The sequence below is a fragment of the Methylobacterium radiodurans genome, from assembly GCF_003173735.1.
In the GTDB taxonomy this organism is placed as follows: Bacteria; Pseudomonadota; Alphaproteobacteria; order Rhizobiales; family Beijerinckiaceae; genus Methylobacterium; species Methylobacterium radiodurans.
Window position 1 is genome coordinate 3,698,060 of the sequence record NZ_CP029551.1, and the last position, 22,510, is coordinate 3,720,569.

The following is a 22,510-nucleotide window of genomic DNA, read 5'->3' on the forward strand; positions in this document are numbered from 1 at the left end:
AGACGCGCAATGCTGTTCAGGTTCCGCTCTGCGCCGCCCAGGCACCGCGCCCATCTCTGGGACCGGGTTCCGGAGACCGGGTGGGGCGACACCCTGCAGACCCTGGAGGCGGTCACCGCGGCCTGGCGGCGCTACGCGGCGAGCCCGCTCGACGCGCACGTCTCGGCGCACGAGGACATGATCGGGACGGAGCCCGGCGCCGCGGAGGGCTACCGGCTGGTCGGCCTCACGGCCCTGCGCGCCGTCACGGAGGCGATGCTGCTCACCGGCCGGACCCGCTTCGACGACATCCTCGACCTGCCCTGCGGTGCGGGCCGAGTCACCCGCCATCTCCGAGCCTTCTTCCCCGAGGCGCGCCTCCACGCCGCCGACATCGACCGGGCCAAGCTGGCGGACGTGGTCCGCCAGTTCGGGGCGGAGCCGTTCGACTGCCCGCCCGACTTCCGCGGCGACCCGGCGCGCCGGTTCGACCTGATCTTCTCGGGCTCACTCCTCACGCATTTCGACGCGGACCTGTTCGAGCACGCGGTCGACTTCTTCGTGCGCGCTCTCGAACCCGGCGGCATCGCGATCCTGACCCTGCACGGCCGCAGCAGCGCGACGCTCAGCAGCGCGCCCGAGGCGCTCGCCCGCCAGGAGCGGGTCGCGGCAGATTTCCGGGCCCACATGAAGCAGGAGGGCAAGCGCTACCGGGTCAAGCTCGATGCCGGCAAGGCGCTCGCCGACTTCGCCGCGGAAGGGTTCGGCTACTACATGTCTCCCGCCTGGACCTCGATGTACGGCCAGAGCTACGGCGGCTCCTACTCCGCGCCCGCCTGGGTGATGCGCCTGTTCGAGCGGCGCGCCGACTGCCTCGTCGTCGGCTTCAAGGAGAAGAGCTACGGCGACATGCAGGACGTGGTGACCGTCCGGAAGCTGTGAGCCGCCGCCCCGGCGCACCGCGGCATCCGGTCCCTGCCGTGCGGGCGGCCCCGGCGCGCGCGCACGGCCGCGTGACCGGCCATCCCCTTCGGCCTCCCACGCGCTAGCTCCGCGGCGGGAGGGACCCCGCCGCGGCGGCCGGCCGGGACCGCCCGTGATCCCGCATCGCCGCCCCAGGGGGACCCTCCGCGTGACGTATCCTGCCACCACGGCCTTCTTCGCCGGCCTGTTCGCGCTCGTCTATGTCGGCCTCGCCAGCTGGGTGGTGGCGGGCCGCGTCTCCGGCAACACGCTGCTCGGCAACGGCGACGAGGGCCTGACCCGGCGCGTGCGCGCCCACGCCAATTTCGGCGAGTACGTGCCGCTCGCGCTGATCGTGATCGGCCTGCTGGAGGCGGGCGGGGGCGGGCACCGGCTCGTCACCGGCCTCCTGGTCGTGCTGCTGATCGCCCGCCTCGCCCACCCGGTCGGCATGCTGGCGCCCAAGAACTCGCCCCGGCAATTCGCCGGCCGCGGCGGCGGCATCCTGGCGACCTTCGGGGTGCTGGCGGTCGCAGCGATCGCGCTCCTGCTGCGGGGCTGAAGACCGGGACGCGCATCGAGGCGACGTCTTTACAACCGTGCGTTTTACAGTCTTCTCCGTGTGCGATACAGCACACGGAGGTTGGAACGCCGTTTTCGCAGGGCTGTTATGCAGTCATGACAGACCCGGATAGTCGGGTCCACGAGAACGGAAGGCTCGGAACGACCATGAAGACCCGCATCGCCGCCGCTGTCGCCGCCCTCGCCCTGGCGGCCGCCCCGGTCTCCGCCATGGCCTACGATTACGGCGCACGCTACACCGGCTTCGTGCCCTACGAGACGGGCTATGTCGGCGCCCCGCTCGGCGTGCACGACACGCCGTTCTACGAGGCCTGCCCGTTGGATTCGGCGGCGGAGGGCAACGCCAACCAGCAGACCCGGCCGGTCAAGCAGTACGGCCAGACCTCGGGCGGCTATCGCTGCTGAGGCCACGCTCCGGGTCCCGCGGGACCCGCCCACCGAACCGGAAGGTCGCCCCAGGGCGGCCTTTCTCACGTTTGGGACTCGGTCCTTGCGTCCGCGATTATGCGGGTATATGCCCGCATCATGTCCGCCGAACCGGGTGATTCGCCCGCCGCACCTCTTCTCGATCCATCTTGCACCTGCACGGCCCTGCGCCGGGCCGCCCGGGCCGCCACCGCGTCCTACGACGCGGCTCTGGCGCCCGCCGGCCTGCGGGTAACGCAGTTCGCGATCCTGCGCATCCTCGCGCGGCTGGGGCCGCTGCCGGTGAGCCGGCTCGCCGAGGAGGCCGCGCTCGACCGGTCCACCATGGGGCGCAACCTCGACCCGCTGGAGCGGCGCGGCCTCGTGGAACTCAACCCCGACGCGCAGGACGGGCGCGCCCGTGTGGCAGCGCTGACCGGGGCGGGAGAGGGAGCGATCGCGGCCGCCCTGCCGCACTGGCGCGCCGTCGAGGCCCGTTTGGGCGCGCGCCTCGCGCCCGGCGCGCTCGCGGCGCTGGTTGCCGCCCTCGCGGCCCAGACCTGAACCCCACGAGCATACGAGACGAGAGCGCGACCCATGGCGGCCCAGATTCCGACCCGCGGCCCGGCAGAGCTGCCTCACCCCCCGCCTCACCGCCTGCACTACGCCTGGGTGATGGCCGGGGTGACCTTCGTGGTGCTGCTGATCGGCGCCGGGATCCGGGCGACGCCCGGCATCCTGATCGTGCCGCTGGAGCGCGAGTTCGGCTGGTCGACGGCCACGATCGCGGCGGCGGTCGCGGTCAACATCTTCCTATACGGCATGATCGGCCCCTTCGCGGTGGCGATCATCGAGCGCTTCGGCCTGCGCCGCTCGGTCGCCTCAGCGCTCCTCCTGCTCGCCGCCGGCACCGCCGCAACGATCTTCATGCAGGCCTCCTGGCAGATGGTGGCGCTCTGGGGCGTTCTGGTGGGCTCAGGCAGCGGCATGGTGGCCAACGTGCTGGGCGCGACCGTCGCGGGCCGCTGGTTCGGGCGCCACCGCGGCCTCGTGGTGGGGCTGCTCACCGCCAGCAGCGCCACCGGCCAGCTCGTCTTCCTGCCGCTGCTCGCCCACATCGTGGTCGACCACGGCTGGCGCGCGGTGGCGCTGACGGTTGCGGCGACCGCGCTCGGCCTCGTGCCGCTGGTCTTGCTGCTGATGCGCGACCGCCCGGCCGATCTCGGCCTGCCGCGCTACGGCGAGAGCGTGCTCCAGCCGGCGCCGAAGGGCGGCGTGAACCCGGCCCGTCGGGCGCTGCAGGGGCTGGCCGCGGGGACGCGCAACCGCGACTTCTGGCTCCTGGCCGGCACCTTCTTCGTCTGCGGCGCCTCGACCAACGGCCTCATCGGCACCCACCTGATCCCGGCCTGCCTGGACCGCGGCATCCCGGAGGTGACGGCGGCCGGGATGCTGGCCCTGATGGGGATCTGCGACCTGCTCGGCACCACGGCGTCCGGCTGGCTCACGGACCGGGTCGATCCGCGCAAGCTGCTCGCGTGGTACTACGGCCTGCGCGGACTCTCGCTGATCTTCCTGCCCCAGGCCTTCGACGGCAGCCTCTACGGCCTGTCGCTCTTCGCGGTGTTCTACGGGCTCGACTGGATCGCCACCGTGCCGCCGACCGTGGCGCTGGCCGGCCGCTCCTTCGGCGAGGAGAACGCCGCGCTGATGTTCGGCTGGATCGCGGCGGCCCACCAGATCGGCGCGGCCTGCGCCGCCTGGGCGGCGGGCGCGGTCCGCACCGGCACGGGCGACTACACCTCGGCCTTCGTGTCGGCGGGCTTCCTCTGCCTCGTCGCCGCCGCGATGGCGATGCTGATCGGCCGCGACGCCCCGCGCACCGAGCCGGTGCCGGCCTGAGGTCCCGGGGATCCCCAAGGGTGTCACACCCTTGGGTGGGGTCCGGGGCGCGCAGCCCCGGTGTCGGCTCCCTGCATCCGCCAAAGGTCTCGACCTTTGGAATCCGGGACCTCCCGGAAGCGCCTCAGCCCGGCGCCCGGGATGTCAGGCGGTAGAACGCCCCGAGGCCGGCCAGGAACACCGCGAGCCCGAGCCAGGTCGCGGCCGGCCCCTCGAAGCCCAGAGCCAGCACGCCGGAGCGGCCCGAGAGCCAGTCGGCCCCGGCGAGCAGCACGCCCACGCAGCTTTCCCCGACGAGGAAGCCCGAGGCCAGCAGCACGCCGCGGCGGCGCGCCGCCTCGACCGCCCCCTCCCGCGCCGCCTCCGGGGTGCGGCGGCGCAAGCGACGCTCGGCGAGCCAGCCCAGGATGCCGCCCAGCGCGATCGTCATCTCGACGCTCAGCGGCAGGTACATGCCGATGCCCACCGTCAGCGCCGGGAAGGTGAGGCCGCGCCGGCGCAGCCGCGCCTCCAGCGCGACCAGCACCACCCCGAGCCCGAGCCCGATCAGCACCATGGTCCAGGGCAGCGAGCCCCCGACGATCCCGGTGGCGATCTGCGTCACCAGCGCGGCCTGGGGCACCGCCATGGCGGATTCGCTCGCCATCCCCTCGCGCGGAAGGGCACCCACGAAGCCGTAGGCCTCGTAGAGCAGCGCCATCAGGGGCGCGATCACGGCCGAGCCCACGACCACGCCGACGATCAGTACCGCCTGCTGCCGCCAGGGCGTCGCGTCGACGAGCTGGCCGGTCTTGAGGTCCTGCAGGTTGTCGTTGGCGATCGAGGCGGTGGTGACGATGACCGCGGCGACCAGCAGGGCGACCGCCACCACGAAGCGCTCGCCCTCGGGGCCGGCAGCCCGGCCGAGCAGCAGCGGCAGCAGGAGGGCGGCCGCCATGGTGGTGAGGATGCCGATCCCCGAGATCGGGCTCGACGAGGAGCCGAGGAGCCCCGCCAGATAGCCGCAGGCCGCCGCCATCAGGAAGCCGAAGACCAGCACGAACAGGGTGAGGACGCCGACCAGCACCGGCAGCATCCCGCCGAGCCCGGCCCCGCCCGCGAAGCTCCAGACCAGCCAGGCCAGCGGCAGGCTCAAGAGCAGCGCCCCCCCGGCGATCCAGGGCAGCGGCAGATCCCGCTCCTGGCGGGGCAGCTGGCGCATGGAATGCTCCGCCCCGGCCGCCCGGGCGCTCTCCAGCGCCGAGCGGACGCTGCCGAGGATCGGCCGCGCCAGCGAGCCCACGGTCCAGAGGCCGCCCACCGCGATGATGCCGGCCCCGATCAGGCGGACCTGATCGGCCCAGACCGTCTGCGCCGCCTCGGCCGGGGCCCCGGCGTGCTCGCCGAGCGCGGTGAGCACCGGCACAGCGATGCCCCAGGCGATGACGACTCCTGTGAGCACCGCGAGGCAGGCCCCGATGCCCACGAGGTAGCCGACGCCGACGAGCGCCAGCGAGAAGCCGGTGCCGAGCCCGAACACGGCGCCGCCCGCGACGAACGCGCCCCGCACGCCCTCGGCCAGCACCTTCAGCCCGTTCGTGGCGAATCCGACGAGCCCGGCCGCGGCGGCGGCGGTCAGCAGCGTGGCGAGGCCGCGCTCGCTCCGCCCGCCGGACCGCTCCTGCCCGTGGTGGCCCTGTTCTTCATGGCCCTGCTCCTGCCCGGTGCGCAGCACCTCGGCGGCCGCGACGCCCTCGGGGTAGGGCAGGCCCTGGCCCATCACGAGTGCGCGGCGCAGCGGGATCGAGAAGGCGACGCCGAGGAGGCCCCCGATCAGCGTGATGCCGGCCGTCTCCCAGAACGGGAAGCCGTGCCAGTGCCCGATCAGCACGAGGCCGGGCAGGACCAGGATGACGTTGCAGAGCGTGCCGGCGGCCGAGGCCTGCGTCTGCACGATGTTGTTCTCGAGGATGCCCGCGCCGCCCAGCAGCCGCAGGCAGCCCATCGAGATCATCGCGGCGGGGATCGAGGACGAGAAGGTCATCCCCGTCTTCAGGCCCATGTAGACGTTGGCCGCCATGAACACGACGGTGATCGCCGCGCCCAGCGCGAGGCCCCGGGCGGTGATCTCGGCGGCGTCCCGGTGCGGCGGTACACGGGACCCGGCCGCAGTAGGCCGGTCCGCGGCGTCTCGGGTGGCTGTCGGGGTCGAGGGGTCCATCAGGCTCCGGACGGGCAGCGCGCCCCACGGGCGATGGGGGACGGGCTCGTGGCAGCGCGGAACACCGGATGAACGTCCCTCGGGCTCAACCTGCCAGCGCCGGGCGCGTTCCGGGCCTGCCCACTTGGTCGCGCCCGGTGGATCGGTCGCGCCCCGCGGATCGGCGCGCAACGTCGCCGACCCCGCGCCAAGTGCCGCGCCCCTCGGACTTCGCCGCGTAGAGCGCGACGTCGGCCGCGATCTGCAGGTCCTGCAGGCTCTCCCCGTCGCCGGGGAAGCGGGCGAAGCCGACACTGCCCCCGACCCGCACCGTCCGCCCGGCGAGGTCGAGCGGCGCGGCGAGGGCGCGCACGATCCGCTCCGCGATCCTCGCATCCTCCGCGCCCATCCGCTCCCGGAAGAGCAGGAGCGCGAACTCGTCCCCGCCCAGGCGGGCGGCGACGTCGTCCGGACCCAGGACGGACCGGAGCCTGTCCGCCACCGCGACCAGCACCGCGTCGCCCGCGGCGTGGCCGTGAGTGTCGTTGATCGCCTTGAAGCGGTCGAGGTCGATCAGCATCGTCGTCAGCTCGCCCTCGCCCCGGGCGGCCCGCGCCAGCCTGTCCTCGAAGGCCTGCCTGTAGGCCGCGCGGTTGGCGAGGTCCGTCAGGGGATCGTGGTTGGCGGCGTGGTCGAGCTGCCGCATGGCCTGCGCGGCGGCGACGTTGGCGCGCTGCAGGGACGCGGCGAGGTGGTCCGCCTCGTGCCTCAGGCGCGCGGTGGCCACGTAGCTCCGCTCCGCCAGGCCGGCCGCCCGCACCATCATGAGGGTCAGGAGCGTCATGTTGATGCCCATCACGACCGCCTGCAGCGACCCCGCGCCTAGGCAGATCAGGATCAGGACGCTGCAGCTGGGGAGCACGAAGGCGAGGGTCGATGCGCGATCCGTGCGGTTCTGTATGACCGCGCCCGCGTTGATGCCGCAGAAGGTCAGACCCGTCGCGATGGTGTAGGCTTGGCCGACCTGCGCGCAGGCCACGAGCGCCGCGGTCCAGCACAGGCCCGACAGCAATGCGCCGATCCAGGCGAAGTTCAGGATCGCACCGGGCGCGGTGTCGAGCAGGCCCCGCTGGCGCACCCATCGGGCGATCCAGAGGCGCGCGAGATTGATGGCGGCGTTGAGCACGGCCCAGGCCCCGATCAGGCCGGTCGGAAGGCTGCCCCACATCATGGTGCAGAAGGACAGCGAGACGAAGATGTTCGAGAGCAGCGTCAGCGGCAGCGACGCCAGGAGTGTGTCGGCCCGGTCGCGCAGCACGAGATGGTCGACGGGGTCGGGTTGTGCAATCATATGTCTACAACTGAAAGCAGTAGCCCAGCAACCGATGGGCCTCCCCTTTCAGAATGGCGCGTGAATGTCTTAAGATCGTACTCAAAGAGATCGCGCTTGAGGCGCGGGTTGAACTGTTTTCATGAGCGCGTCCATGCGGCGGGTCCGGTTCCGGCCCGGACGATCGCATCTCGACGATCGCTGCCCGAGCCTGTAGGGCCGGCCGGAAGCAGGATCCGGAGGCCGCCCGATGAAGCAGCTGGACGCCATCATCGCCTGGACGCCCGCCCGCTGGGCGGAGCTGCGGCCCGAGACCGCGGGGCAGGTGGCGGTGGTGCCCCTGCCCGACCAGGAGGGCGTGGCCCGGCGCTACATGATGCGCGCGGGCGCCAGTTCCTCGGCGCTCCAGGCGCTCTCCGAGGAGGCCCGCATCGCGCGGCTGTTCATCGATTTCCAGACGCTGGTGGTGCGCGACGGGCTCGACCCGCAGGCGGTGCACCGGGCTTTCCTGGCCATCGACGAGTACCGGTTCCGCATCGCCCCCGACACCGAGGGCGCGGAGTTCGAGGATCCGCCCGAGGAGGATTGAGGGGATCGCGGCACTTGAGGCCGCGGGCCCCTTCGCCGCGGCCCCGCACGCCCTAGTTGAGGCCTCCCGAAGCGTCGTTCCGTGTCGCCCTTCGCGGAGGCCCCGATGTCCCTGTCCCGCCGTGCCCTGCTCGCCGCCGGCGCGCTCACCCCGCTCATGCCCCGCCCCGCCGCCGCCGAGGAGGGGCTGATCCGCCGGCCGATCCCGAAGAGCGGCGAGATGCTCCCCGCCATGGGCATCGGCACCTCGCGCCGCTACGAGGTCGAGCCCACCCCCGACAAGATCGCGCCGCTCGACGCGGCCGTGCGCCGCTTCGTCGAACTCGGCGGCTCGGTGATCGACACCGCGCCGAGCTACGGAACCGCAGAGGATGTGCTGGGGAAGATCTTCGCCAAGGGCGATCTCCGCTCGAAGGTCTTCCTGGCGAGCAAGGTCAGCGCCACGGGCGCCGAGGGTGGCCGGGCCGAGATCCAGCGCTCCTTCGAGCGGATGGGTGTCGACGTGATCGACCTGATCGCGGTCCACAATCTCATCGACACCAAGACCAATCTCGCCACGCTGCGCGACCTGAAGGAGAAGAAGAAGATCCGCTACGTCGGCGTCACGGTCTGGCGCGACGGGCAGTTCGACGCGCTCGAACCGGTGCTGAAGGGTGAGCCCCTCGACTTCCTCCAGGTGAACTACGCGGTCGACAACCGGACGGCGGCCGAGCGGGTGCTGCCGCTCGCGGCCGAGAAGGGCGTGGCCGTGATGGTCAACGTGCCGTTCGGGCGCGACCGCCTGTTCAAGGCGGTGCAGGGCAAGCCGGTCCCGGACTTCGCCAGGAGCTTCGGCTGCGAGACCTGGCCGCAGTTCTTCCTGAAATACGTCCTCGGCCATCCGGCCGTGACCTGCCCGATCCCCGGCATGGCGAAGGTCGCCTATGTCGAGGACAATTGCGCCGCCGCGAGCGGGCGCCTGCCGGACGCCGCCGAGCGGCGCCAGATGGAGGCCTTCATCGATGCGCTCTGACCTCACCCGCCGCGCCGCGCTGGCGACCGTCGCCGCGCTGGCGCTCGCCGGCCCCGCCGCGGCCGAGCCCATCAAGATCGCCGTGATCGGCGGCGGCAATATCGGCGGCACGATCGGCCCGCTCTGGGCCAAGGCCGGACACACGGTGACGTTCGCCTCGCGCCACCCGGAGGCGCTGAAGCCGCTCGCGGAATCCGCCGGGGCGGGGGCACGCACCGGCACGCCCGAGGAGGCGGTGGCGGCCAGCGACGTCGTGTTCCTGGCGGTTCCCTACCGGGCCTATCCGGAACTCGCCAAGAGCATCGGCCCGGCGCTCAAGGGCAAGGTGGTGCTGGATGCCGGCAACGCCACCAAGGCGCGCGACGGCGAGCTCTACGACGCGGTCCAGGCTGACGGCATCGGCGCGACCTCGGCGAAGTTCTTCCCCGGCGCGAAGCTCGTGCGCGCCTTCAACGCGGCCAACTACCGGATCTTCGCCAAGAACGCGGCGGGCCGCGACGGCGGCCGGATGGCGATCCCGATCGCGGGCGACGACGCGCAGGCGCTGACGGTCGCCGAGAGGCTGGTGCGCGACGCGGGCTTCGAGCCGGTGGTGGTGGGCGGCCTCGCGGACGCCTCCAAGTTCGCGATGGGCTCGCCCGGCTTCGGCCACGACCTCACCGCGCCGGAGCTGCGCGCGAAGCTCGGGCTGGCGCGGTGAGCGCCGCGCACTCTCCCTCCCCCGCGCAGGGGGGAGGGAGGGCGCCCGCCTCTGCCCCCCGCCCCCTCCTCGCCCGCCTGATCGACGTCCGGCCCGGCGAGGGCCGGGTGCTGGCCTGGGCCTGGGCCTACATCTTCGCGATCCTGGCGGCCTACTACGTGCTGCGGCCGATCCGCGACCAGATGGGAGTGGCCGGCGGGATCGAGAACCTGCCCTGGCTGTTCACCGCGACGCTGGTGGGCATGCTGGCGCTCAACCTGCCCTTCGCGTGGCTGGTCAAGCGCCTGCCCCGCGCCCGCTTCGTGCCGCTGACCTACCGGTTCTTCGCCAGCCACATCCTGCTCTTCGCGCTCGCCCTCTACGGGGCGCCGCCCGAATGGGACGTCTGGATCGGGCGGGTGTTCTTCGTCTGGCTGTCGATCTTCAACCTGTTCGTGGTCTCGATCTTCTGGGCCACCATCGTCGACGTGTTCTCCACCGAACAGGGCAAGCGCCTGTTCGGCTTCATCGCGGCGGGCGCCACGCTCGGGGCCATCGCGGGTTCGAGCCTGACCGCGGGGCTCGCCCGCTCGGTGCCGACCTGGGGGCTAATGCTCGGGGCCGTGGTGCTGCTGGAGGCCGCCGTGTTCAGCATGCGCGGGCTCGCCCGCCACGCCGAGGGCCTGCACCGGGTGCCGGCCGAGGCGGAGGCGCGTGCCGCGCCGATCGGCGGCAGCGTGTTCGCGGGCATCACCCGCACGCTCGCCTCGCCCTACCTCTTTAACATCGGCCTGTTCCTGCTCCTGTTCGCGGTGACCTCGACCTTCCTGTATTTCGAGCAGGCGGGCATCGCCAAGCGCAGCTTCCCCGACCGCGCGTCGCAGACGGCCTTCTTCGCGAGCGTCGACCTCGCGGTGAACGTGCTGACGCTCGGCGTGCAGCTCTTCCTCACGGGGCGCATCACCCGGGCGATCGGCGTCGGGCCGACGCTGGCGATCCTGCCGGCGCTGAGCGTGCTGGGCTTCGCGGCGCTCGCGGTCTCGCCCACCATCGCGGCGATCGTGGCGTTCCAGGTGCTGCGACGCGCCGGCAACTTCGCGATCAGCCGGCCGGTGCGCGAGGTGCTGTTCACGGTGGTGCCGCGCGAGGACCGCTACAAGGCCAAGAGCTTCATCGACACGGTGGTCTACCGCCTGGGCGACCAGGTGGGGGCATGGTCCTTCGCGGGCATCGGCGCGCTGGGCCTCGGGGCGACCGCGGCGGCGATCGTGGCCGTCCCGCTCTCGGCCGCGTGGCTCGCCAACAGCCTCTGGCTCGGGCGGGAGCAGGTCCGGCGGGCGCGGGAGGCTGAGGGCGCGACGCCGGACGGGCACGGGGCGGGGATCTGAGGGAGCGACCCCGGCGGATGAACCACACCGCCCTTTTCCCGGACGCCCGGAGCGTCAGCGGAGGGGGATCCGGGATCCAGCTTATCAAGGCGCGTAGCGTCCGTGTGCTGCGCCGGGATGAAGATCGCGCCGCCTCGCGGCACTTGGCCCGCTGGATCCCGGATCACCTTCCACTTCGTTCCAGGCGTCCGGGAAAAGGGTTGGCGCTTCATCCACACGGGCGGACAGGTGCTGCGGCACCGGGACAATCGGTATCCGCAACCCGCGCCTCAGGCGCCGCCCACCGGATAGCTGCGCCCCTTCCAGGTCGCGGCGCCGGCGCGCTCGCGGCGCAGCAGCACGTTCCACTGGATGGCGAGCGCGGTGAGCACGATCACCGGGTGCAGCGGGATCGTCGCCGCCGGCTCGCCGGTGCCCAGCGTCACCGCCGCCCGGGTGCCGAGCGAGAGGGCGAGCGCCGCGAGCGCGTACCCGAAGGCCGCGGGCGGCAGGGCGCCGAGGAGCCCGGCCGCGACGAGCCCCCAGGGCAGGACGTGGCCGAGGAGCAGCAGCACCGTCCAGACCGGCAGGGCGCGGGGCGTCGCCATGCCCTCGTGGGCGTTCTTCGAGAAGCCGGCCCAGGCCTCGCGGAACCCGCCGTACATCCGGCACAGCGCGAGGTCGCGGCCCGCCGCGAGGTCGGTGCGCAGGCCGTGGCGGCGGAACAGACGGGGCAGCCGCACCCCGTCGTGCAGGGAGGCCCGGATGGCGCCGTGGCCGCCGGTCTCCTCGTAGGCCGCGCGCGTCGTCAGGATCATCTGCCCGCAGGCCGCCCCGAGGCTCGGGTGGAGCGAGCGGCGCATGGCGAGGACCGGCAGGTAGCCGACCAGCAGCAGGTTGATCATCGGCACGGTCAGGCGCTCGCCGGTCGTGTCCATGCGCTGGCGCGGCACGGCGCTGACGAGGCCCGCCCCGCCCCGCCGAGCCTGGGCGGCGAGGCGCGCGGCGGCCTCGGGCGCGAGCTGCACGTCGGCGTCGATGAATAGCAGGTGCTCGCCCCGCGCCCGGGTGGCGAGGTAGGCGCAGGCGTTGTTCTTGCCGGTCCAGCCCTCGGGAAGCGGCGGCACGGATTCGAGGCGCAGGCGCGGGTCGCGCTCCGCCGTCGCCCGCACGAGCGCGGCGGTGCCGTCGGTCGAGTGGTCGTCGCCGACCACCACCTCGACGTGCGTGCCGGTGCTGGCGAGCGCGGCCGCGAGCGTCGGGCCGATCCGCTCGGCCTCGTTGCGGGCCGGGATCAGGATCGAGACGAGGCCCGAGCCGCCCGGTTCGGGCTCCGGCGTGCGCAGCAGCGCGAGGTTGAGGGCGGCGAAGAGCGCGGGCTGGAGCGCCACGATCAGGCAGGCGAGCGCCAGCCCGGTGAGAAGGGCGTCGGCGGTCATGAGGTCCTGATCATGGGTTCTGGATCACGGGTTCTGGATCATGGGGCGGGCTCCCGGGGACCGTCCTCGGCCGCGCGCCCGTGCGCGGGGTCGAAGCGGCGGCCGGCGACGAGCGCCCGGAGCCGCCGCCAGAGGTCGTAGATCCCGCCGATCCCCTTACGGCCGGCGACAAGCTCGCGGAAGCGCTCCGGCTCGCGGGCGATCACGTCGGCGCTGAGCCGGTCGAGGGTCTCGGTCAGGTTCCGCTCCAGCCGGGCGAGGCGCTCGGCGCGGGGCAGGGCGACGAGGTCGCGGGCTAAGATCGGCGCGCCGAAGGCCGCAAAGGCCTCCGCGCCGCGCTCCTCCCAGAAGGCGTATTCGAGAGCCAGCGGCAGCACGAGGGCGTCGGGGGCGATCTCGGGCAGGCGGGCGACGCCGGGGCGCAACGCCAGCGGCCGGGCGCGCACGTCGCTGAAGCGCCCCTGCGCGGTGATCCAGAGCATCCGGTGCGGTGCCGCGAGGATGGCGCGGGCGTGGGCCAGGAACGCGGCGGCCCCGCGCGGGCTGTCGAGATCGACCCCGAAGGCGCCCATCCGCTCGAAGATGCGGTACTTGCCGAGCACAGCGGCGTCGAAGGGGGCGCGGCCCTCGCGGCCGGGGAAGAGTTTGCCGGCCAGCACGATCAGCACGGCGGCGTCCCACCAGGCCGGGTGGTTGCAGTAGACGACGATGGGCCCCGCGTGGTCGAGCCCCTGCGGCAATCCCCAGCGGGCGAGGCGCAGGGCGTTGAGGTGGCGCCCCACGAAGCGCTCGAAATAGCCCAGCATGAACCGCCAGAGCCGGGGCGAGACGGGGTGCAGGTCGGCAACGAGGCGTCGTCCGGATCTCGCTTCCGCCACGCGCCGCGCCTCCGCCGGGGCGGCGCGCGCGCCGCCCTCGGGTTCAATCCGGGGCAGGGCAGGGGGTTCGGACAGCGTCATGCGGCTCCTGCCCGCCCGACGTTCCAGGGGACCGGCCGCGGCGGGTGCGCATCCCCTCTCCCCGCGCGCGGGGAGAGGGCCACGTCTCCCCCTGGTCGGGGAGCGTGGCGAGGCGGCAGCCGATGGTGAGGGGGCGGTGCCGGAAGAACTCCCTCCGTCGATGCCACCTCATCGCCGCTGCGGCTTCGCCTCCGCTTCCTGTCTGCACGACAAGGTGCAGACAGGCCTCTCCCCGATCGATCCCGGGCCTGCCCGGGATCGACACCGGGGGGCCGAAGTCGGGTAGACCCGACTGCGGGCGGGGAGAGGGGGGCGCCGCTCCATCCGGTCCGAATGCCCGGCAGCGGCCTCATGCCGACTGGCGCAGGCCGCCCCGGGCGTCCTGATCGTGCGCGTCGGCGGCGATCCAGCCGGACATCATCACCATCGGCATCCCCGGCCCCGGATGGGCGGCGCCGCCCGCGAGGTAGAGGTTGCGCACCTGCCGCGAGCGGTTGCCCGGCTTGAAGGCGCCCATCACCTTGCCGTGCGAGGCCAGCCCGTAGATCGCGCCGTTCAGCACCTTGTAGCGGTCGTGGATGTCCTGCGGCGTCAGGTGCCGCTCGACCACGATGCGGTCCTCGATGTCGTGGAGGCCGGCGGTGCGCTTGAGCTTGTCGAGGATGACCTGCCGGTAGGCCGGGAACATCTTCGACCAGTCGTGGTGGGGCCGCAGATAGGGCGTGTGCACCAGGACGTAGAGCGCCTCGCCGCCGTCCGGCGCCACGGAGGGGTCGGTGGAGGAGGGGGCGGCGAGATAGGCGGTCGGGTCCGGCGCGGGCTCCCCCTTCCGGTAGATCCAGTCGAACTCTTCTTCCGGATCGCGCGAGAACACGAAGTCGTGGTGGTTCAGGTGCTCGTAGCGCTTGTTGAGCCCCAGATAGAGCACCACGCCCGAGCAGGCGGGCTCGGGGTTCTTCTTCTCGTAAGCCCGGCCCGCCTCGCCGCCGACCAGTTCTTTGTAGGTCCGCACCGAATCCATGTTGGAGATCACGGCGTCGAAGGCGGTGGTGCCTGCCTGCGTCCGCACGCCCCGCACCGCGCCGTTCTGGATGTCGAGGCCCGTCACCTCGGAGCCGGGCTTGAGGGTCGCGCCGAGCTCGCCCGCGAGCTTGGCCAGCGCCTCGGCCACCGCGCGGGTGCCGCCCATCGGGTACCAGACCCCGTCCGCCGTCTGCATGTGGGCGATGGCGCAGAGCACCGCGGGCGCGCCGTAGGGCGAGGAGCCGACATACTGCACGAAGTGGTCGAGCATCTGGGCGAGGCGGGCATCCTTCACCTTGCCGCGGATGGTGCTGGCGACCGAGGCGTGCATGCGCAACGACAGCACGTCGCGCAGGGTGCCGGGGTTCATGTTCGCCCGGATGTTGATCGTGTCGAACAGGTCCTCGACCGGCTTCCAGAAGAAGAACCGCTCCGAGACCCCGTGCAGGTGCTCGGAGATGGAGATGAACTTCTTGTAGCCGTCCCCGGCGCCGGCGCCCGGCACGAAGCGGTCCATCTCCGCCGCCATGGCGGCGACGTCCTGCATCAGGTCGATCTGCGTGCCGTCGTCGAAGAAGCAGCGCCATTGCGGGTCGAGGCGGCGCAGGTCCAGGTAGTCGTTGATGTCGCGGCCCGCCTCCGAGAAGATCCGCTCCAGCACCCGGGGCACCGTGAGGATGGTCGGCCCCATGTCGAAGCGGAAGCCGCCCTCGTGCAGCACCGCGGCCTTGCCGCCGAGCCAGTCGTTCTTGTCGTAGAGGGTGACCCGGTGCCCGCGCGCCGCCGAGACGCAGGCGGCGGCGAGCCCGCCCAGGCCGCTGCCGATGACGGCTACGGAGGAACCGCCCGAGGAACCGTCGGAGGGACGGGCAGGGAAACCGGAACTCATCTGCTACGCTCCTGGGGAACGCCCGGGCGGGACAGCGCCGGGGCTCAAGCTGACGGGGGGCGGGAGCGGCGTCAACGCGCCGCCGCGCCGCGCGGGTGAGAGGGGCTGGCGGCTCATGCGGCCCGCCGGGACACGAGGGCGAGCGCCGCGCCGAGGCCAGCGAGCGCCAGGGCGGCGAGCACGCCCCAGGCGAGAAGCGCGGCGCGCGCGCCCTCGCCGAGCGCGCCCTGGAAGGCTTCGATCGCCCAGGCGTTCGGGGTGAACCAGCCGGCCTGCTGCAGCCAGGGCGGCATCAGGAAGCGCGGCACCATGCTGCCGCCGACCGCCGAGAGCAGCAGCACGCCGAAGGTGGCGAAGAGATGCGCCTGCTGGCGCGTGGCGGCCGCCGCGCAGGCGGCGAGCGCCAGCCCCGCCGCCGTGGCGGCGACGAGCCCGCAGGTGGCGAGGAAAGCCGGCCAGTGCGGACCGATCGTGACGCCGTGGAGAAGGGCCGCCGCGCCGAAGATCAGCCCGGCCTGGACCACGCCCTGGAGCGTCAGGAACAGGAACTTGCCCAGCACGATCACCCGCAGCCCGCCGGGCCCGGCGCTGAGCCGGTCGGCGAGGCCCGACTCGCGCTCCTCGACCAGCGAGAGCGCCCCCTGCATGGCGGCGAACAACAGGAACACCGCGGCGATCGCCCCCGCGTAGTAGCTCACCCGGGCGTTGCCGGCGGCCGCCGCGGTGCTCAGGCGCTCGACCAGCGCCGAGAAGCTGAAGGGCTCCTTCTTCGCGCGCTGCTCCGCGAAAGCCTCGTTCAGGAAGGCGCGCTCGTCCGGCCCGATCTTGCCGGTGCGCTCCACGTCCGCGACGATGCGGGAGAGCACCACGTCCGGCAGGGCCTCGTTCAGCACCCGCTGGAGCTGGCCCAGCGCGATCGGGGCGGCGAGCGCCTTGGCGGGGTTCTCGACGAGCACGACCGGGTGGGCGGCGGCGGCGCCCGAGGGCGCCGCCGCGAGATCGCCGCGCAGCACCAGCGCGACGTCGACCTCGCCCGCGCGCACCGCCTGCGTGGCGGCGGCGAGGTCTGCGGGCAGCCGGGTGACGCGCAAGCTGGTGTCGGCCTCAAGCGCCGCGGCGAGGCGGATCGTGGCCGGCGTCCCCGCGAGGTCGGAGAGGCCCAGATGGATGCGGATGCGGTCGCCGACCGCGCCGGAAAAGATCGCCGCGAAGATCGCGAAGATCACGGTCGGCAGCACGAAGGCCATCACCAGGGCAGCGCGGTCGCGCAGCAGGGTCAGGGTCATCACCCGGAAGGCCGCGCCGATCATCGGGCCGGCTCCAGGGCGGGCGCGCGGACCGGCGCGGCGGGGGCGGGGGTCTCCAGGGCGTCGCGGTAGAGGGCCTCGAGGCCGGGCGCGCGCACCCGCACCTCGCGCACCGGCACGCCCTCTTCGCGCAGGCGCCCGAGCAGAGCGGCCCCGTCGAGGCGCCGGCCCGTCCCCGCTCCGCCGTGAGCGCCGGTCTCGCGCCAGGCGAGATCGGCGTCGGGCGCGAAGCCGGCCCGGCGAAGGGCCCGCTCGGCGGCCTGGTCGGGGATGTCCGAGAGCAGGAGCTCGCGCTCGGGCGGGCCGGCGGCGAGACCCGCCAGCAGGGCGGCCAGCGGTCCCTCGCGCACGATGCGGCCGCCGCGCAGGAAGGCGACCCGGTCGGCCAAGCGCTCGGCCTCGGTGAAATCGTGGGTGGCGACGAGGATCGCGGTGCCCGCCCGGCGCAGGCGCCGCAGCATCGCGTGGATCGCCGCGCGGGCGGCCCGGTCGACCCCCTGCGTCGGCTCGTCGAGCAGGACGAGGGCGGGCCGAGCGATCAGGCCGGCCGCGATGTTGACCCGGCGCTGATAGCCGCCGGAGAGCTGCCCGACGAGACTCCGGGCCACCGTCTCGATGTCGGCGAGCGCCAGCATGGCGGCGACGGCCGGCGCGCGCTCGCGGCGGGGCACGCCCGCAAGGCTCGCGAAGACGCCGAGATTCTCGGCCACGCTCAGGCGCGGCCAGAGCGCGATCTCCTGGGGCACCCAGCCGACGGCGCGGCGCGCACCCGCATCCGTGCGCGGGTCGCGGCCCGCCACCCGCACGGTGCCGGCACCGGGGGCGAGGCGGCCGGCGACGAGCCGCATCAGCGTGGTCTTGCCGGCCCCGTTCGGCCCGAGCAGCGCCAAGATCTCGCCCTGGCCCAGCGCGAGGTCGAGCCCGGTGAGGACCGGCCGTCCGCGATAGGCGAGGGCCAGGCCGGTGCAGGCGAGGAGCGGCGCCACCGGCTCAGTGCCGGGGCAGGGCGCGGACGAGCCGCACCCGGATCGCCGCGCCGGGCTCGCGGAGCGCGAAGGCGGCCTCCTCGAAGCTCGGCCGTGCCCGCCGGCCCGTGCCGCCCGACAGCCCGTAGGGCTCGGTCGGCAGGCCGAGGCCGGTGCGGCCGAGCCGGCCGTCGCCGTCGCGGTCCTGGTAGGCGGCGACCGCGTAGGTGCCGGGGGGGACGCTCGCGAACACGAAGGTCCGGGCCTCCGCCGTGCCCGGCGCCTCCTGCCCGAGGGTGCAGGCGGCCTCCGACAGACCGCCCTGGCAGAGCGTGACGTAGACCGCGCCGCCGCCGGGTTCGATGCCCTCCACGGTGACCTGCACGCCGGCCGCCTGGGCGGGGAGGGGGAGGAAGAGAGCGAGGGCGAGGAGGGCGCCGCGCATCTCCCTCACGAGGCCTCGCCGCCGGTGGCCAGCGGGGCCGTCTCGGGCAGCCCCGCGCTCGCGGGGACGCGGGCGCCGAGCAGATCCTCGATCAGCAGGCGGGCGGAGATGCGCGCGCCCTCGTAGATCACCGGGAGGCCCGAGCCCGGATGGGTGCCGCCGCCCACGAGGTACAGCCCCGGCCCGAACTTGTTGTGCGGGCGGAACCACAGCATCTGCATCAGGTCGTGGGCAAGGTTGAAGGTGGCGCCCTCGTGCACCGCGAAATCGTCGCGCCACTGGGTCGGATCGACGATGCGCTCGTAGCGGATGCGCGATTCGAGGTTCTCGATGCCGAGCAGCTTCAGCCGCTCCAGCACCAGGGCCCGGTAGCCGTCGCGGGTCGCCGCCCAGTCGATGCCGGCCTTCAGGTTCGGCACCGGCACCAGCACGTAGAGGGCGGTGTGGCCGGGAGGCGCCATGCCGCCGTCGGTGAAGCCCGCGTGCTGCACGTAGACCGAGGGCTGCATCGGCAGCGTGCCCTCGGTGATCTCCCGGATGTTCCGCTCGTACGCCTCGGCCAGCAGGATGGTGTGGTGGCCGAGGCCGGCCGGCATCGGGCCCTCGATGCCCAGATAGAGCATGAAGGTCGAGCAGGAGAGGCGGGCCTTGGCGACCTTGGCGTCGCGCCAGCGCGGGCGGCGCGCCTCCGGCACCAGCTCCGGCACCACCTTGGCGAAGTCGCCGTTGATCATCACGGCGTCGGCCCGCAGGGTCTCGCCGCCCACCACCACGCCGACCGCCTTCTTGCCCTCGAACAGGACGCGCTCGACGCTCGTGTTCAGGCGGATGTCGACGCCCATTCGCCGGGCGAGCCCGGCCATCGCCTCCGAGACCGCACCGCAGCCGCCGACCGGGTGGTAGACCCCGTGCTCGTACTCGAGGAACGAGAGGATCGTGAACAGGCTGGGACAGCGGAAGGGCGACATGCCCAGGTACTTGGTCTGGAACGAGAAGGCGAGGCGCACCCGCGGGTCGGCGAAGTAGCGCCGCAGGTCCTTGTCCACGCTGCGGCCGGGATGGAGGTAGGGCAGGGCGGCCAGCATCGCCGGGCTCGCCATGCTGCGGAAGCGGTGGAAGGCCTGCTCCAGGACCGGCTTGAAGAAGGTGAGCTTGGTCCGGTTCTCGGCGAAGAACTTTTTTATGTTCCGGGCGTCGTCCGGGGCGATCCGGGCGACCTCCGCCTCCAGGCGCGCGACGTCGCCCGTGGCGCGGATCTCGCCGGAGACACCCTGGCGTCCCTGCGCGTCCTTGCCCTCGAAGACGAGGTGGTACTGAGGGTCGAGCCGCTCCAGCCGGACATGGTCTTCCAGCCGCTCGCCGCAGCTCTGGAAGATGTCGGCGAGGATCTGGGGATAGAGGAAGAAGGTCGGGCCGATGTCGAAGCGGTAGCCGCCGGGGGCCTCGACGGTCTTCGTGCGGCCGCCGACCTGGGCGTCCCGCTCGATCAGGGTGACGTGGAGCCCGGCGCGCGCCAGCAGCAGGGCCGAAGCCAAGCCGCCGGGCCCCGCGCCGACGATGACGACCCGGCGTCCGGAGAGCCTCCGCATGCCGTCTCCCGTGTGAAGCAACGCTCCCGTCTCCCCAAACCCGCGCGGCCCGCGCCAGGGCCACGATACCCCCTTCGCTTACGGCCAAGCTAGAGATGATTCGGCGTTCGGCAATTGCATCTTTTTGCCGCGCGAGGCCGCGGACATCGATATGGATGAGACAGGACCCGGTTTGAAACGGGGGCCTCAGCAGTCTTCGCGCGCGTCCGGACCGGGTACAGGCGCCGGATGTAGGGCGATCCGGCCGGTCGCGCCGGCCAGCCGGTGCAGGGCGAGCGCCCCCGCGGTCGCCACGTTGAGCGAGTCGAAGCCCGGCGCCATCGGGATGCGCAGGGTGCGGGCGCGCGCCATCAGGCGGGCGGGCAGGCCCGGCCCCTCGGTGCCCAGGAGCAGGAGCGCGCGGGCGGGGGCCTCCGCGGCGTCGAGCGTCTCGCGGCCGGAGGGGCTGAGCGCCAGCGGCTCGAGCGCGAGGGCTTCGGCGACCGCGAGCCAGTCCGCTCCCTCGGGCAGGCGCGCGAAGGGCGTGATCAGGGCGGCGCCCGCCGAGACGCGGATCGCCTTGCGGTAGAGCGGGTCGCAGCACGCGGCGTCGAGGAGCACGGCGTCGGCCCCGAAGGCGGCGGCGTTGCGGAAGCAGGCGCCGACATTGTCGTGGTTGGTCAGGCCGGCGAGGCCCAGCACCAGGGCCGGGGCGGGGGCCGGCGGCACCGGGGCGGCGGGCTCCGGCGCCGCGCCCGTCAGCCCCACCGCCAGCACGCCGCGGTGGATCGGGAAGCCCGCCACCGCGCTCATCACGGGCCTGCCCGCGAGGTAGACCGGCGCGCCAAGGCGGCCCACTACCTCGGCCAGGCCCGGCCAGCGCTCGGGCGCCAGCAGCACGGATTCGGTGCGAAAGCGCGCGCCGGGCGAGGCCATCAGCCGGAGCGTGACCTCGCCCTCGACGATGAAGCGGCCCTGCCGCCCGACGAGGTCGCGCTCGCGCATGGAGGCGTAGGGGGCGAGCCGGGGATCGGCCGGATCGTCGATCGCGACGGGCATCATGGGGGACCGTCCAGGTGTCCAGAGGCCGAGGCCTCTGGCGGGTGCAGGGCGGAGCCCTGCATGTCGGCCGTCAGGCCTTGCCCTGGCGGGCGGCCAGCGGGTCGGCCTCGGCCTTCGTGGGCACCTTCACCAGAGCCTCGCCGTCGAGCACGATCTCGCCCGCGACCGCGCAGGTGCATTTGAGCCGGGCGCGGCGGCGCTCGGGCACCAGCTCGGCGACCTCGACCGTCACGTCCACCGTGTCGCCGATGCGCACGGGCGCGCGAAAGTTCAGGGTCTGGCTGATGTAGACGGCACCGGGGCCGGGCAGCCGCGTGCCGAGCACCGCCGAGATCAGCCCGGCGGTGTAGAGGCCGTGGGCGATGCGGGTGCCGAAGGGCGTGCGCGCCGCGAAGTGCTCGGAGAGGTGGATCGGGTTGCGGTCGCCGGTGATCTCGGCGAAGCCCACCACGTCGGAGGAGGCGATCACCTTCGAGAGAGTCTCGGAGAGGCCGACCTCCAGGTCCTCGAAGTACAGAACGCGCAGCTCGGGCAACATCGGGGGCTCCCTCGTTGGATCGCGCCCGTGTCGGCGCCTGCCGCTGGCCTCGCACAGCCGCGCCCGCGAATCCAGCCTCCGCCACGCTGCACCGCAGCGGACTTTGGTCCAATTCGAGGGATCGGCTTCACACAGTCGCCATCCGAGTATCGGACGATGGTCGGCATGCAGGACTCGGATCCTTTCTCGCCCGGACATCTCGGTGCCGCCCTCGCGGTGACGGGTCTCGCCGCCCTGATGCTCGACCAGACCCCGAGCCCGGGGCGCGTCGCGACCGCTGCCGCCTGCCTCGTGTCGGCGCTGATCGCCTTCGCGGTCGCGAGCCTGCGCCGGGTCCGTCGCAAGCCGGCCGCCGGGGCGGCTCCGGTCCGCGCGGCGCCCCCAGCGCGCAGCCCCGTCGTGTCCGTCCGGGTGCCGGCGGACGTCTCCCTGCCCGGGCGCTGGTCGATGCCGCTCTCGCAGCGCGCCCCGGGCGTCCACCCCGCCCTGTCGATGGCTGCCCGGACGTTCCAGGGCGGCGAGCCGCCCGCGGAGGCGGACGCCCGGCGCGTACCGGGCCAGGACTGAAAGCCGCAGGCCGGGCGCCTGCCGCACCGCCGCGCAGTGCCGCCCACCGCCCCGCACCGCCGCTGTGCGCCGCAACGAACGCCCTGCCGCACCGACGCCCTCGACAGGAGGCGCCGCATCGGCGAAGAGGCCCCGAATCCAGGGACGTCCCGTGCCGAAGCCCGCCTCCTCTCCCGCGCTCCGCCCCGTCGTCGCCCGCGTGGCGGCGCTGAACCTCGGCTATTTCGGGATCGAGATCGCGGTGGCGCTCGCCATCGGCTCGGTCGCGCTCATCGCCGACAGCCTCGACTTCCTGGAGGACGCGGCGATCAACCTGCTGATCTTCGCGGGGCTGGGCTGGTCGGCGGCCAACCGCGCCCGCCTCGGCACGGTGATGGCCTTCATCCTCCTGGTGCCGGCGCTCGCCACCGCCTGGGCCGCCTGGGAGAAGGTCTCGGACTTCACCGCCCCGGCGCCGCTGCCGCTGACCCTCACCGGCCTCGGGGCGCTCGCCGTCAACCTCACCTGCGCGCTGATGCTGGCCCGCCACCGGCACGGCTCGGGCAGCCTGACCCGGGCGGCCTACCTCTCGGCGCGCAACGACGCTTACGCCAACCTCGCCATCATCGCGGCCGGCCTCGTCACCGTGGTCTGGGTCTCGCCCTGGCCGGACCTCGTCGCGGCGGCCGTGATCGCGGTGATCAACGCGGATTCCGCCGCGGACGTCTTTCGGGCGGCGCGGGCCGAGCGGCGGGCGGCGCGCGCCGCCGAGGGGGCCTGAGC

22 protein-coding genes are annotated in these 22,510 nt (G+C 73.5%); 11 read left to right on the forward strand and 11 right to left on the reverse strand.

The window, feature by feature from the left end; genetic code table 11:
- Positions 1-9: 9 nt before the first annotated feature.
- The 5 genes from DK427_RS17275 (at position 10) to DK427_RS17295 (ending at position 3,831) form a co-directional block, all read left to right on the forward strand.
- Positions 10-921, forward strand: coding sequence for a class I SAM-dependent methyltransferase (locus tag DK427_RS17275; protein WP_109952340.1), 912 nt, complete (start codon positions 10-12; stop codon positions 919-921).
- A gap of 190 nt (positions 922-1,111) precedes the next feature.
- On the forward strand, positions 1,112-1,504 hold the full coding sequence (locus DK427_RS17280) for an MAPEG family protein (RefSeq protein WP_109952341.1): 393 nt from the start codon (positions 1,112-1,114) through the stop codon (positions 1,502-1,504).
- A 167-nt stretch (positions 1,505-1,671) separates the two neighbouring features.
- A complete protein-coding gene (locus DK427_RS17285; protein ID WP_109952342.1) occupies positions 1,672-1,929 on the forward strand; it encodes a hypothetical protein in 258 nt (85 codons plus the stop codon).
- A 120-nt stretch (positions 1,930-2,049) separates the two neighbouring features.
- Positions 2,050-2,493 carry a MarR family winged helix-turn-helix transcriptional regulator gene (locus DK427_RS17290; RefSeq protein WP_109952343.1) on the forward strand — a complete coding sequence of 148 codons (444 nt, stop codon included), beginning with the start codon at positions 2,050-2,052 and terminating at the stop codon, positions 2,491-2,493.
- Between the two features lie 33 nt (positions 2,494-2,526).
- On the forward strand, positions 2,527-3,831 hold the full coding sequence (locus DK427_RS17295; protein ID WP_109952344.1) for an MFS transporter: 1,305 nt from the start codon (positions 2,527-2,529) through the stop codon (positions 3,829-3,831).
- Between the two features lie 124 nt (positions 3,832-3,955).
- Here the strand turns inward: DK427_RS17295 and DK427_RS17300 are convergent, their stop codons facing one another.
- Both DK427_RS17300 and DK427_RS17305 read right to left on the reverse strand, forming a co-directional pair.
- Positions 3,956-6,031 (reverse strand): OPT family oligopeptide transporter, encoded by a 2,076-nt coding sequence (locus DK427_RS17300; RefSeq protein ID WP_109952345.1) that lies wholly within the window; start codon positions 6,029-6,031, stop codon positions 3,956-3,958.
- A gap of 85 nt (positions 6,032-6,116) precedes the next feature.
- Positions 6,117-7,361, reverse strand: a complete 1,245-nt coding sequence (locus tag DK427_RS17305) for a GGDEF domain-containing protein (protein ID WP_109952346.1) — start codon at positions 7,359-7,361, stop codon at positions 6,117-6,119.
- A 229-nt stretch (positions 7,362-7,590) separates the two neighbouring features.
- Between DK427_RS17305 and DK427_RS17310 the strand changes: the two genes are divergently transcribed.
- The 4 genes from DK427_RS17310 to DK427_RS17325 all read left to right on the forward strand — a co-directional run bounded on the left by DK427_RS17310 (position 7,591) and on the right by DK427_RS17325 (position 11,007).
- The gene (locus DK427_RS17310) at positions 7,591-7,929 is read left to right on the forward strand and encodes a hypothetical protein (protein WP_109952347.1); all 339 of its coding nucleotides are present in this window, start codon (positions 7,591-7,593) and stop codon (positions 7,927-7,929) included.
- Between the two features lie 105 nt (positions 7,930-8,034).
- Positions 8,035-8,940, forward strand: coding sequence for an aldo/keto reductase (locus DK427_RS17315; RefSeq protein WP_109952348.1), 906 nt, complete (start codon positions 8,035-8,037; stop codon positions 8,938-8,940).
- Entirely contained in the window at positions 8,930-9,640 is a 711-nt protein-coding gene (locus tag DK427_RS17320; protein ID WP_109952349.1) for an NADPH-dependent F420 reductase, read from the forward strand. The genes DK427_RS17315 and DK427_RS17320 overlap by 11 nt, the downstream gene beginning before the upstream one ends.
- The gene (locus DK427_RS17325) at positions 9,637-11,007 is read left to right on the forward strand and encodes an NTP/NDP exchange transporter (protein ID WP_425452477.1); all 1,371 of its coding nucleotides are present in this window, start codon (positions 9,637-9,639) and stop codon (positions 11,005-11,007) included. The genes DK427_RS17320 and DK427_RS17325 overlap by 4 nt, the downstream gene beginning before the upstream one ends.
- Before the next feature lie 269 nt (positions 11,008-11,276).
- Here DK427_RS17325 and DK427_RS17330 read toward each other — a convergent pair whose 3' ends face one another.
- From DK427_RS17330 to croR, 9 genes are all read right to left on the reverse strand, one after another.
- A complete protein-coding gene (locus DK427_RS17330) occupies positions 11,277-12,425 on the reverse strand; it encodes a glycosyltransferase family 2 protein (RefSeq protein ID WP_109952350.1) in 1,149 nt (382 codons plus the stop codon).
- Positions 12,426-12,463: 38 nt separating this feature from the next.
- Positions 12,464-13,231, reverse strand: a complete 768-nt coding sequence (locus DK427_RS17335) for a lysophospholipid acyltransferase family protein (RefSeq protein WP_109954238.1) — start codon at positions 13,229-13,231, stop codon at positions 12,464-12,466.
- A 502-nt stretch (positions 13,232-13,733) separates the two neighbouring features.
- Positions 13,734-15,296, reverse strand: coding sequence for a phytoene desaturase family protein (locus DK427_RS17340; protein ID WP_109952351.1), 1,563 nt, complete (start codon positions 15,294-15,296; stop codon positions 13,734-13,736).
- Positions 15,297-15,409: 113 nt separating this feature from the next.
- Positions 15,410-16,606, reverse strand: coding sequence for an ABC transporter permease (locus DK427_RS17345; protein ID WP_109952352.1), 1,197 nt, complete (start codon positions 16,604-16,606; stop codon positions 15,410-15,412).
- Positions 16,603-17,589 (reverse strand): ABC transporter ATP-binding protein, encoded by a 987-nt coding sequence (locus DK427_RS17350; protein WP_109952353.1) that lies wholly within the window; start codon positions 17,587-17,589, stop codon positions 16,603-16,605. Before DK427_RS17350 ends, DK427_RS17345 begins: the two co-directional genes overlap by 4 nt.
- A gap of 4 nt (positions 17,590-17,593) precedes the next feature.
- Positions 17,594-18,013, reverse strand: a complete 420-nt coding sequence (locus DK427_RS17355) for a DUF2141 domain-containing protein (protein ID WP_109952354.1) — start codon at positions 18,011-18,013, stop codon at positions 17,594-17,596.
- Between the two features lie 5 nt (positions 18,014-18,018).
- Complete coding sequence (gene crtI, locus DK427_RS17360) at positions 18,019-19,602, reverse strand: phytoene desaturase family protein (RefSeq protein ID WP_425452478.1); 1,584 nt, start codon at positions 19,600-19,602, stop codon at positions 18,019-18,021.
- Positions 19,603-19,788: 186 nt separating this feature from the next.
- Positions 19,789-20,643 (reverse strand): TrmH family RNA methyltransferase, encoded by an 855-nt coding sequence (locus DK427_RS17365; RefSeq protein WP_109952356.1) that lies wholly within the window; start codon positions 20,641-20,643, stop codon positions 19,789-19,791.
- Positions 20,644-20,713: 70 nt separating this feature from the next.
- A complete protein-coding gene (gene croR / locus DK427_RS17370) occupies positions 20,714-21,181 on the reverse strand; it encodes a 3-hydroxybutyryl-CoA dehydratase (protein ID WP_109952357.1) in 468 nt (155 codons plus the stop codon).
- A 165-nt stretch (positions 21,182-21,346) separates the two neighbouring features.
- Here croR and DK427_RS17375 point away from each other — a divergent pair, with 165 nt between their 5' ends.
- Together DK427_RS17375 and DK427_RS17380 are read left to right on the forward strand one after the other, a co-directional pair.
- On the forward strand, positions 21,347-21,748 hold the full coding sequence (locus DK427_RS17375; RefSeq protein WP_162559821.1) for a hypothetical protein: 402 nt from the start codon (positions 21,347-21,349) through the stop codon (positions 21,746-21,748).
- A 151-nt stretch (positions 21,749-21,899) separates the two neighbouring features.
- Positions 21,900-22,508: a cation efflux transmembrane domain-containing protein gene (locus DK427_RS17380; protein WP_109952359.1), complete on the forward strand. Its 609-nt coding sequence runs from the start codon at positions 21,900-21,902 to the stop codon at positions 22,506-22,508.
- Positions 22,509-22,510: the final 2 nt, after the last annotated feature.

What these genes read in the sequence shown, in the direction of transcription:
- DK427_RS17275 (WP_109952340.1), top strand. Translation starts at nt 10, where the DNA reads ATGCTGTTCAGGTTCCGCTCTGCGCCGCCCAGGCACCGCGCCCATCTC.
- DK427_RS17285 (WP_109952342.1), top strand. Translation starts at nt 1,672, where the DNA reads ATGAAGACCCGCATCGCCGCCGCTGTCGCCGCCCTCGCCCTGGCGGCC.
- DK427_RS17290 (WP_109952343.1), top strand. Translation starts at nt 2,050, where the DNA reads ATGTCCGCCGAACCGGGTGATTCGCCCGCCGCACCTCTTCTCGATCCA.
- DK427_RS17295 (WP_109952344.1), top strand. Translation starts at nt 2,527, where the DNA reads ATGGCGGCCCAGATTCCGACCCGCGGCCCGGCAGAGCTGCCTCACCCC.
- DK427_RS17300 (WP_109952345.1), bottom strand. Translation starts at nt 6,031, where the DNA reads ATGGACCCCTCGACCCCGACAGCCACCCGAGACGCCGCGGACCGGCCT.
- DK427_RS17305 (WP_109952346.1), bottom strand. Translation starts at nt 7,361, where the DNA reads ATGATTGCACAACCCGACCCCGTCGACCATCTCGTGCTGCGCGACCGG.
- DK427_RS17310 (WP_109952347.1), top strand. Translation starts at nt 7,591, where the DNA reads ATGAAGCAGCTGGACGCCATCATCGCCTGGACGCCCGCCCGCTGGGCG.
- DK427_RS17315 (WP_109952348.1), top strand. Translation starts at nt 8,035, where the DNA reads ATGTCCCTGTCCCGCCGTGCCCTGCTCGCCGCCGGCGCGCTCACCCCG.
- DK427_RS17320 (WP_109952349.1), top strand. Translation starts at nt 8,930, where the DNA reads ATGCGCTCTGACCTCACCCGCCGCGCCGCGCTGGCGACCGTCGCCGCG.
- DK427_RS17330 (WP_109952350.1), bottom strand. Translation starts at nt 12,425, where the DNA reads ATGACCGCCGACGCCCTTCTCACCGGGCTGGCGCTCGCCTGCCTGATC.
- DK427_RS17335 (WP_109954238.1), bottom strand. Translation starts at nt 13,231, where the DNA reads ATGCTGGGCTATTTCGAGCGCTTCGTGGGGCGCCACCTCAACGCCCTG.
- DK427_RS17340 (WP_109952351.1), bottom strand. Translation starts at nt 15,296, where the DNA reads ATGAGTTCCGGTTTCCCTGCCCGTCCCTCCGACGGTTCCTCGGGCGGT.
- DK427_RS17345 (WP_109952352.1), bottom strand. Translation starts at nt 16,606, where the DNA reads ATGATCGGCGCGGCCTTCCGGGTGATGACCCTGACCCTGCTGCGCGAC.
- DK427_RS17355 (WP_109952354.1), bottom strand. Translation starts at nt 18,013, where the DNA reads ATGCGCGGCGCCCTCCTCGCCCTCGCTCTCTTCCTCCCCCTCCCCGCC.
- crtI (WP_425452478.1), bottom strand. Translation starts at nt 19,602, where the DNA reads ATGCGGAGGCTCTCCGGACGCCGGGTCGTCATCGTCGGCGCGGGGCCC.
- DK427_RS17365 (WP_109952356.1), bottom strand. Translation starts at nt 20,643, where the DNA reads ATGATGCCCGTCGCGATCGACGATCCGGCCGATCCCCGGCTCGCCCCC.
- croR (WP_109952357.1), bottom strand. Translation starts at nt 21,181, where the DNA reads ATGTTGCCCGAGCTGCGCGTTCTGTACTTCGAGGACCTGGAGGTCGGC.
- DK427_RS17375 (WP_162559821.1), top strand. Translation starts at nt 21,347, where the DNA reads ATGCAGGACTCGGATCCTTTCTCGCCCGGACATCTCGGTGCCGCCCTC.